The sequence below is a fragment of the Paracidovorax anthurii genome, assembly GCF_003269065.1.
GTDB lineage: Bacteria > Pseudomonadota > Gammaproteobacteria > Burkholderiales > Burkholderiaceae_C > Paracidovorax > Paracidovorax anthurii.
On the sequence record NZ_QLTA01000100.1, the window covers coordinates 1 to 7,430 of the forward strand.

The 7,430-nt window shown below is 63.7% G+C and carries 9 protein-coding genes and 1 pseudogene; 5 read left to right on the forward strand and 5 right to left on the reverse strand.

Annotation, left to right across the window (positions count from 1 at the left end):
* Positions 1-300, reverse strand: a 300-nt coding sequence (locus tag AX018_RS23995; RefSeq protein ID WP_170146326.1) for a transposase, incomplete at its 3' end; no start/stop codon positions are given.
* Positions 301-394: 94 nt separating this feature from the next.
* On the opposite strand from AX018_RS23995, the gene AX018_RS25035 reads away from it, so the two are divergent.
* Together AX018_RS25035 and AX018_RS25040 are read left to right on the forward strand one after the other, a co-directional pair.
* Entirely contained in the window at positions 395-2,470 is a 2,076-nt protein-coding gene (locus AX018_RS25035) for a hypothetical protein (RefSeq protein WP_170146342.1), read from the forward strand.
* Positions 2,471-2,487: 17 nt separating this feature from the next.
* A complete protein-coding gene (locus AX018_RS25040; RefSeq protein WP_146749442.1) occupies positions 2,488-2,922 on the forward strand; it encodes a hypothetical protein in 435 nt (144 codons plus the stop codon).
* A 157-nt stretch (positions 2,923-3,079) separates the two neighbouring features.
* On the opposite strand, the pseudogene AX018_RS24005 reads toward AX018_RS25040, so the two are convergent.
* The 3 genes and pseudogenes from AX018_RS24005 to AX018_RS24015 form a co-directional block, all read right to left on the reverse strand.
* Positions 3,080-4,306 (reverse strand): annotated as a pseudogene (locus AX018_RS24005) (IS256 family transposase).
* Positions 4,307-4,374: 68 nt separating this feature from the next.
* Positions 4,375-4,572 (reverse strand): hypothetical protein, encoded by a 198-nt coding sequence (locus AX018_RS24010; protein ID WP_111882762.1) that lies wholly within the window; start codon positions 4,570-4,572, stop codon positions 4,375-4,377.
* Complete coding sequence (locus AX018_RS24015) at positions 4,569-5,639, reverse strand: aspartyl protease family protein (protein ID WP_170146343.1); 1,071 nt, start codon at positions 5,637-5,639, stop codon at positions 4,569-4,571. The genes AX018_RS24010 and AX018_RS24015 overlap by 4 nt, the downstream gene beginning before the upstream one ends.
* A 204-nt stretch (positions 5,640-5,843) precedes the next feature.
* On the opposite strand from AX018_RS24015, the gene AX018_RS24020 reads away from it, so the two are divergent.
* The 3 genes from AX018_RS24020 to AX018_RS24030 all read left to right on the forward strand — a co-directional run bounded on the left by AX018_RS24020 (position 5,844) and on the right by AX018_RS24030 (position 7,121).
* Positions 5,844-6,416: a hypothetical protein gene (locus AX018_RS24020; protein WP_146749443.1), complete on the forward strand. Its 573-nt coding sequence runs from the start codon at positions 5,844-5,846 to the stop codon at positions 6,414-6,416.
* 12 nt (positions 6,417-6,428) lie between these two features.
* Positions 6,429-6,689, forward strand: coding sequence for a helix-turn-helix domain-containing protein (locus tag AX018_RS24025; RefSeq protein WP_111882769.1), 261 nt, complete (start codon positions 6,429-6,431; stop codon positions 6,687-6,689).
* Positions 6,690-6,842: 153 nt separating this feature from the next.
* Positions 6,843-7,121, forward strand: coding sequence for a hypothetical protein (locus AX018_RS24030; RefSeq protein WP_111882772.1), 279 nt, complete (start codon positions 6,843-6,845; stop codon positions 7,119-7,121).
* A 7-nt stretch (positions 7,122-7,128) separates the two neighbouring features.
* Here AX018_RS24030 and AX018_RS24035 read toward each other — a convergent pair.
* On the reverse strand, positions 7,129-7,430 hold a 302-nt coding region (locus AX018_RS24035), incomplete at its 5' end, for a transposase (RefSeq protein WP_146749357.1).

Below are 7,430 nucleotides of genomic sequence, written 5' to 3' on the forward strand. Positions count from 1 at the left end.
CCCTGTCTCTCGCGGGCCGCGCCAACCTGATTTTTTTAAAGCCTGCTCCAGCACGCTCACTCCGTGCTGGTCAGGCTCGCTCCACTTGCGCCAGTACGCATAGACGTTGTGCCACTTGGGGAACTGCGGCGGCAGATAGCGCCACTGACAACCCGTGCGAAGCAGGTACAGCACTGCACAGAACACTTCGTACAGATCCAGCTTGATCGGTTTGGTGCTGCGCCGAACGCTGCGCAGCAGCGGCTCGATCTCGGCAAACTTCTCTCTACTGATGTCGCTTGGGTATGGCTTTCTTTTCACCCCAGGATTGTCGGGGGAGATCGTAAACACGCTCTTAGGCAAGCTTACTGCTGACAAGCCCTCTGCGGCAGCTAATGGGGTCACCGCACCGACCGTGGACTTCCTCCTCGGAAAACTAGAAGGCGCCTTGACGGCCGTCAAGACTCAACTCGCCGCAGAAAACAAAACGGCGGCACTGACAACGGTCACGACCAATCCATTCGACGATTTTCGTGACCGGCAGGCTTTCCTCGACATTGCTCGCAGCGCCAGGAACGCCAGTTCGCTAGACGAACTGCACGACCTCGGGAACGCGGCTCTAGTGCGAATCAACCTCCAGACAACCGTAATACCAGATCAGGCGCATCCCAAATCTCTCGGCGCCATGCAGGTATCGATCGACCAGGGAAGTTTTGACGACACGGCGAAGTCCCAGTTCCTGGAGGAATGGTTAAATCACCTGAACCGAAGCGGCCCGCAACGCGCTGGCGGTGCATTTAAGGCCGATGCAGACGCCATACAGCTAGTCAACAGCGGTGATATGGTTCTATTCGATGTTGGCGGCTATCAATATGCATTTCCATCTGAGCCCCCGGGCAAATCGCGCTATGGATTGATCGCAGACCTGAAGGCTGCGCGCTGGCCCGAGACACCAGACTTTGGGAAGTCGCGTGACCGCATGTCGTCGCACATTGTCAATCCAGCGCCTAGGCAAAGAATCTTTCAAGCGCTGTGTAACTCTAGCCTTGCAAACAGCCTGACCGAGACTGAGCAGCCGGAGAAGAATGATCTGCAGCAGGATATTCGGATCATCACTGCCCGGATCGTCACGTTTCAGTACGTGAACGCCCTTGATCGGTGGGAGAAGTTGCGTGGAGCCGCAGTCTTCTCTGGGGGCGCAAAGGAAAAACTGGAGGAGGCCTCTAGATTCTTGGCTAGTCTGCACAAGAGCATGGAGCTGACCCCTGGCTGTTCCGATGCTGCCCAGCAGCTTCCAAGCAGTTCTGGAGCGATCACGTGGGGCCGTCTCTCAACCGTGCTGGACGAGGCGACCAAGACAGGCACTGTGCGCGTATACGAAGTCGGTCCGCGTGAGCACGTTCAACAGATGTCCACCGTGGCTCGCAATGCAAACAGCTTGGCACTGGCTGCGTCACTGGTGGCCACGGCACCAACATCCGGCGCTGCCGCTGATGCGGCGATTGGCTACTCTCGACAAGCAATCGGACGTGCCACAACGCTTGAGCGAGTGCCTTCTGTCGTCGGATACACGATTGGCGGCAAGCAAACGTTTGGGTGGGTTTTTGGACCACGCCCCTGGCTCGACCCGAAGGGAAGCATTGATGTCGAACAGATGCTGAAGCCCTACGATCTGACCGTCGACCTCTCCGTGCCGATTTGGTGGCCTAGCATCAAGCTTAAGGTCACCACACTCTGGGGGCCGTCACCCCAGGATCTTGTCCGAGGAGCACTGAAGACAGACACTGCCGATACACAGTCAGTGGGCGTCAAGATGTCCCGCAGAACGCCCGACTACGATTGGTTCACGCAGTCAATCACTGGAACCCCTAGCCGCGCACCGAAGATCATGAACGTTGCGGGTGGGCCAATTAACGCATGTACGCCAAGCACACTGCTCGTCTCTGGCCGCAACGTCTGGCGTACGGCCAAGGTGCTGGTCCTTGGTCAACTGCTAGATGGTGACGCCATCACAATCGCACCGGACATGGATGGGGTCGTGTTAAGCATCCCTGCAATCACTCCGCTGGCCGGGGGACAAGAGCGCGATCCGTCATTGCACCTGATGACTCCATTTGGTCGTGACTTGTACACCAATCTAGCCTATGCCTCGAGCCCATCGGGCGACGACTGTAAACCCAAGAAAGCAGAGGCCGCCCCAGGCCTAACTAAGGTCTCCATTGACTCAATATCACCCAGCCTAGTGTTTCGGCTGCCAGGCGATTTCTCCATCGACTTCAATGGGAAAAACCTCGACAAGATCACTCGAGTCACTCTACATGGTCAGCCTGGCGCGCTACAACCGACGGGAACCACCCAATTGACCGTGCTGTTCACGACCGCCGGCACTTCAGCTATCCCAGCATCAGATGCAATCCCATTGGAGTTTTTCTCGAAGAAGGGCGCTAATGAGGAAAAGATCGATTCTCGCCTTGCCCGCATCGTGCGGTAGTACACCGGGAGCACTTCATGCACACCATCTCATTAGGCGTTGCAAAGAACAACGACTCCGGCATATGGCATGTCGTGGATGCCGCAGGTTCGCTACTAGCCAAGTACGACCAAAATCGCTTCCCATACATCGAATCAGGCAGCAACGTCTATTTCGTTTTAATGCAAGCCGATCCTAGGTATTGCGCGAACGTGCAACCGAGGGCGCTGGTGGATGACCGCCTAGGCCGCGCAACTCCTTCTGATGGGTTTACGGACTCCGCTGAGATGTACCTGCGCAGCTTCCTCATGGACCAGGTTTACACCGCGACTCAGTCGTCCGAGCCGGCACGAAGCAGCCACTTCGCAGACCTCGATGAAAAGATGGATCTCATCAAGTCCAGCGCCGAGAAATCGAAAGCAAAATTGAAACAAGTCACGACGAAGTTGTTGAAAAGACTAGGAATCTCCTGAGCAGTCATCGGGAGTGCCTGAATTTCTGTGTTCGGGGCGCTGAGACTTTTCCGTCGTGTCGGTCGGCACTTGCGACGAGGCGACCGGCGCGGAGGGAAAGTCGGTCTTCATCCTACGCGGTGGTCGTGGTAAACCGGTCTACGTGGAGGATCGCGAACTAGCGCATCGCCTCGTTCCAGTTGTGCGCCGCACGACCCCAGTCGGCCGTGATGTTGTGCTGGGCCAGCCAGATCAGCTTGCTGGCTGCTTCATCGCTTGGGAAGTGCCCGCGCTTCTTGATGATCTTGCGCAGTTGCGCGTTGATGCTCTCGATGGCGTTGATCGTTTAGACATCCGGCGTGCTGCCAGCAGGGACGCAAAGAACGGGGTCACGCGGTCCCAGGCGCGGCGCCAAGCGGCCGCGACTGTCGGAAACTTGCCCCCAAGGGCCTTGCTCGAAGGCATCAAATTCGGCCTGTGCGACATCGGCGCTGGCAGCGGTGTAGATCGGCTTGATCGCTGCCGCCAGCAACTTGCGCTCCTTCCATGATGCAAAGTCCAGGCTGTTGAGGATCAGGTGCGCGATGCACGTCTGCAGCGTCGTGGCGGGGAACACCGTGCCCAGCGCTTCAGGGACGCCCTTGAAGCCATCGATGACAGCGATCGGATGTCGTTGATGCCGCGCGTTTTTAGGTAATTGAAGACCTTCATCCAGAACTTGACCCCTTCCGTTTTCTCGATCCACAACCCCAGGATGTCGCACGTGCCGTCAGGCAGTACGCCCAGCGCCAGGTAGATGGTCCTGTTGCGCACCACCGCATCCTCGCGGATCTTGACACGTAGTGCGTCGAAAAACACCACCGGATACATGGGCTCAAGCGGGCGGGCCTGCCCGGCGCCGACCTCGGCTATCACCGCGTCGGTGACGCTGCTGATGAACTCGGGCGAGACCTCGCTGGCGTACTGCTCTGCCAGGAAAGCATGGATCTCGCGCACCGTCATGCCACGCGGCGTACATGGCCACGATCTTGTCGTCAAAGCCGATGAAGCGCCTTTCGTGCTTGGCGATGAGCAGCGGCTCGAACGAGCCATCGCGGTCGCGCGACACGTCGATGCGCAGCGGGCCGTCTTCGGTCAACACGATCTTGCCGCTCCTGCCGTCGCGCTGGTTGGCTCTGCTCTCGGGCTTGTCCGCACCGCTGGGGTAGCCCATGTGGTGGCCCAGTTCAGAGCCCAGGGCGCGCTCGATCAGCGCCTTCTTGAATGCCATCGAGGCGACGTTGACCGCCTCGCCGGTCATGGGGCCGGTCACGAACGGGTCACGCAGCTCCTTGGGGATGACCAGCAATGCCGCCGACTTGGCCGTGATGGCCGCATTCCTCAACTTCGTCTTGCTTACTGGCATAGATGCTCCAGGTGGTCATGCTATGCCTCGCACACAAAATTCCGGACAGGCTCCGCGCCCAGTCAAGCTCACGGCGCCACCGGCCGCCCCAGCGCGCGCCGCTGCGCCTTCATCACCTCCTCGCAACGGCGCTGCGCATCCGGACTAGGCTGGCGCAGGCATTCGTGGCGCTGCCAGGCCCGGCCGGCCTCCCGGGCGTCGATGAGCGCGCAACCCGGCACCATGAACACGCATGGCAGCAGCAGCAACGCGCCCCAGCGCCTCACACCAGCTCCTTGAGCACCAACATGCGCGGCCCGGCCGCCGTCTGCAAGCGCACCGCGGTGCCGGGCGGCGCGCGCAAGGCCGTGCGCAGCGGCCAGCCCTGCGCCGGGCCGATGGGCTGGCCGTTCACTGCCTGCAGCACGTCGCCCACGCGCAACCCGGCGGCTGCCGCCGGTCCCTCGGGCAGCACTTCGACCACCTGGAGTGCCTGGCCAGTGTCGCGCCAGAGAAAGCCGGCACGCGGGCCAGGGAAGGCCTGGCCGATGGCGGTGTTGGGCTGCAACGCGAGCAGGCCGCGGGATGCGTCCAGCCCCAGGCCGAAGCGGCGCAGCACTTCGCCGCCGATGTTGCCGAGCCAGGCATCGCTGCCGAACAGGCCCGCGCTTGCCAGCGACAGCTCGACCACGGGGCGCTGCAGCCGATGGCCGCCCCACTGCAGCGCCGCCACGCGCACGCAATCGGAGCGGTCGATGCCGCCCGTCGTCACGCCAGTCGCCATGCGCACGCCGGGGCCCCAGCGCTCGCGCAATCCCAGCCGCTCCACCGCGGGCGAGAACAGGGTGACGGCCTGGCCGGCGCCGGTGTCGAGCGAGAACCAGCCCGCGATGCCGTCCACCTCGGCCTCGACCAGCAGCTTGCCCGAGGCATGGCGCCGCAGCGGCAGCAGAGGTGCGGGGCCGAGCAGTTGCCGTGCGCTGGCCTGCGCGGCCGCCTCGACCAGATCCAGGCGGCCCTGCAGATAGTCGATGTGCACGGCATAGGCCTGCAAGAAGTCGGCGCCGAGCACACCGTCCCACGGAAACTCGCGCGGAAACGCGGTGACGTAGACCGGCTGCTCGCGGCGCAACGCACCGCCGATCGCGAAGCGCGGCACCACGGCGCGGCGGATCTCACAGGAAGGCCCGCTGCCGCCCGAGCCCGGCACCGACTCGTCCGACAGCGCCAGGCCCAGCGCCCGCGCCAGCTTGGCGTCGAGCACCGTGGCATCGGCGCCGGTGTCCAGCAGCAGCGCGGCGTCGCGCTCCTGCAGCCGCGCCGTGACGATGGGATAGGGGTCCTGGATCGCCAAAGGTACCCGCCAAACCACCGCCTCGTCCGCAGGCACGGTGCCGCCGCAAGCGCTGAGCCAGGCCCCGCCCGCCAGTCCGCCCAGCCTCCCGAGAAACGCCCGTCTCCTGGTCCATAATTGCTGCATGGTAGATATAAATTTCTGTTTCACAGAAATTTATTCGTAACAGATCGGGCTTGTCAAGAGGCAGGCCAGGAGTCCCGCATGCGCACCGTCACGCTTCCCTCTGCCGCCGCCCGTCCGCGCGCGATGCGGCGCATCGCCCTGCTCGGCTGGGGCACGCTGCTGGCCGGCCTGCTGCTGCCGCTGGCCACCGCGGGGGTGCTCTGGCGCCAGCCGGCCGCGCAGTGGCTCGCCCGGGCGCTGCCCACGGCGCCGGACTTCGCACCGGCCATGGCCGTGCCCGTGCTGCCCTGGCAGGTCTGGGCGGGCGTCGCGGTGCTGGCCATGGCGCCGGTGCTGGTGATGGGAGCGGCCCTGTTCTGGGCGGGCCTCGGGCTGCTGCGCATCGCGGCCGCGCAGGCGCTGTCGCATGCGCTGGTGTTGCGGCTGCGGCGCTTCGCGGCCTGCACGCTGGCCGCGGCGGTGCTGGGGACGCTGTGCCCCGCGCTGATCGGCCTGGTGCTGTCGGGCGCGCTCGGCGGCCCGCTGCGGCTGTCGCTGGCGCTGGATTCGCGCGATCTCGTGCTGCTGCTGTTCGCAGGCGTGACCTGGCAGCTCGCGGCCGTGCTCGACGAGGCCACGGCCATCGCCGACGAGCATGCGCAGATCGTCTAGCCGGCCCGCGCCATGCCGATCCGCGTGACCCTGGGCGTCATCCTGGCGCAGCGCAACGTGCGCTCCAAAGACCTCGCCGCTTTCGTCGGCATCACCGAGGCCAACCTGTCGCTGCTGCGGCGCGGCCATGTGAAGGGCATCCGCTTCGACACGCTGGAGCGCATCTGTGCCTACCTGCAGTGCCAGCCCGGCGATCTGCTGGCCTACACCGAGGATGCGCCGCCCCCGCCGGACGGCGGCGACGGCCCGCAAGCGCCTGATCCAGCGCCCTGAGCCCCTCTTCCGATGGGCCCGTTGGGGGACTCTTTTCCCCGGCGAAAGGCCGTGAAAGGGGTGGCATTCAGGACGCGCCCGCCCGGCGGCCCGGCACCGCCTTGCGCAGGTATATTCCTCCGCAACAAAGAGAGCCCAGGAGGAGGAAACCCCATGATCGAATTCCGCCAAGCCCCGCCGCGCGCGCCATTCGCCCGCGCACACGATGCAGCACCGCCCCCGGACCGCTACATCCTGCGCGGCGACATCGTCCCCATGGCCCCGGGCTCCGAGGCCCTGCGCGGCGGCCGCGTCTGCGTGGAAGGGAACAGCATCGCGGCGGTGCTGGCCCCGGGCGATGCGCTGCCGCCCGCCTTCGCGCAGGCGGCCGAGATCGATACGCGGGGCACGATCTACCCCGGGCTCATCGATCTGCACAACCACCTCACTTAGAACGTGTTTACGATCTTCTGAGTAGCAGAGCCAGAAACGCCAAGTGGACGAACTGTAAGCTGGTGTTGAGCCATCGCTCACAGTTCTTCCATAGCCGCCGATTCTTGTCCAGCCAAGCAAAGCTGCGCTCAACCACCCAGCGCTTGGGCATGACCTTGAAGGTGTGCAACTCGCTTCTCTTGGCGATCTGCACCGTCACATGCTCACCCAGGATGTCCTTGACGCCTTGCGCGAAGGGCTCGCCTGTGTAACCGCTGTCCGTCAGCACACTTTGCACCCGCCCCAGCGAGCGCTTGCAGCGCTTGAAGG

Excerpts from the sequence above, each read along its gene's own strand:
- AX018_RS24030 (WP_111882772.1), top strand. The coding sequence starts at position 6,843 with ATGATCGAATTCCGCCAAGCCCCGCCGCGCGCGCCATTCGCCCGCGCA.
- AX018_RS24025 (WP_111882769.1), top strand. The coding sequence starts at position 6,429 with ATGCCGATCCGCGTGACCCTGGGCGTCATCCTGGCGCAGCGCAACGTG.
- AX018_RS25040 (WP_146749442.1), top strand. The coding sequence starts at position 2,488 with ATGCACACCATCTCATTAGGCGTTGCAAAGAACAACGACTCCGGCATA.
- AX018_RS24020 (WP_146749443.1), top strand. The coding sequence starts at position 5,844 with ATGCGCACCGTCACGCTTCCCTCTGCCGCCGCCCGTCCGCGCGCGATG.